The organism is Streptomyces sp. SID4985, from assembly GCF_009863025.1.
Taxonomy (GTDB): Bacteria; Actinomycetota; Actinomycetes; order Streptomycetales; family Streptomycetaceae; genus Streptomyces.
In genome coordinates this window covers 1-1,253 of the sequence record NZ_WWIR01000199.1, presented here as the reverse complement: position 1 = coordinate 1,253, position 1,253 = coordinate 1, and the positions used below count along the sequence as shown (strand labels likewise).

The window sequence follows — 1,253 nt, the reverse complement described above, 5'->3', positions numbered from 1 at the left end:
GGCGGCCCCGGCCGGGACGGCCGCGGCACCGGCGAGCAGGGTGCCCGTCGCGGCCGCCAGGGCGAGGCCGCGGGTGAGGGCGGAACGCAGGGACATGGAACACCTCCGGAGGCGGGTGCAACTGACTAATCGCCACATTAGGAGCGGCCATCGGCGGCTGCGCGCCGCAGTGGGCCATCGGGGAGGGGGGCTTTCGGGGGTTCCGGGGGCGCGACGGGCGAGCGCTCGGCCGTACGTGTGCCGTACGCGTTCCGTGCGGTCGCCTACTCCCCGTCCGCCCCCAGCCGCAGCGTCGCCACCGCGCCCCCGTCCGCCGCGTTCGTGAACGCCAGCCGCGCGCCGAGCACCTCGGCCTGGCCCAGCGCGATGGTCAGCCCCAGACCGTGCCCCTTCGAGCCGCCCTCGGTGCGGAAGCGCTGCGGGCCGTGGTCCACCAGATACGCCGGATAGCCGTCCCCGTGGTCCCGGACCGTCACCACGGGCCCGTCCACCGTCAGCAGCACCGGCGCCCGCCCGTGCCGGTGCGCGTTGGCGACCAGATTGCCGAGCACCCGCTCCAGGCGCCGCCGGTCGGTCTCCACCCGCGCGTCCCGGACGACCACCACCTCGGTGTCCGTCCCCGAGGCCCGCACCACCCGCCGTACCAGCGCGCCCAGTTCCTCGGTGTCCGCCTCCAGCCGCTCGCGCCCGCTGTCCAGCCGGGAGATCTCCAGGAGGTCCTCGGTCAGCGTGCGCAGCGCGGCCACCCGGTCCCGGACCAGCTCGGTCGGCCGCCCCGGCGGCAGCAGCTCGGCCGCCGCGTGCAGCCCGGTCAGCGGGGTACGCAGCTCGTGCGCCACATCCGCCGTGAACCGCTGCTCGCTCAGCAGCTTGCCCTGGAGGCTCGCCGCCATCGAGTCCAGCGCGGCCGCCACCGCCGCCACCTCGTCCCGCTGCCGCTCCGGGTCCCGGGTAGGGGGATCGTCCACCCGCGCGTCCAGGTCGCCCGCGCTGATCCGCCGGGCCACCCGCGCGGTCGTGTGCAGCCGCCGGGTCACCCGGGTCACCGCGAACGCCCCGACCAGCGCCGTCGTCCCTATGGCCGGCGCCGAGGACCACAGGATCGACCGGTCGAGCCCCGCGATGGTCCGCGCCTGCTGCGAGTGGTCCACCTCCACCGCGATCGCCCGCCCGCCGTCGGCCGGTGCCGCCGCCCACATGGTGGGCCGCCCCTGGTACGCCGCCACCATCGTGCCCCGCCGCCCGGACACCGC

At 76.9% G+C, this 1,253-nt stretch carries 1 protein-coding gene; it reads right to left on the bottom strand.

All coding sequences use genetic code 11. From position 1 onward, the window contains the following. Positions 1-263: 263 nt before the first annotated feature. A partial coding sequence (locus GTW40_RS07790; RefSeq protein ID WP_161179417.1) for an ATP-binding protein occupies positions 264-1,253 on the bottom strand: 990 nt, incomplete at its 5' end.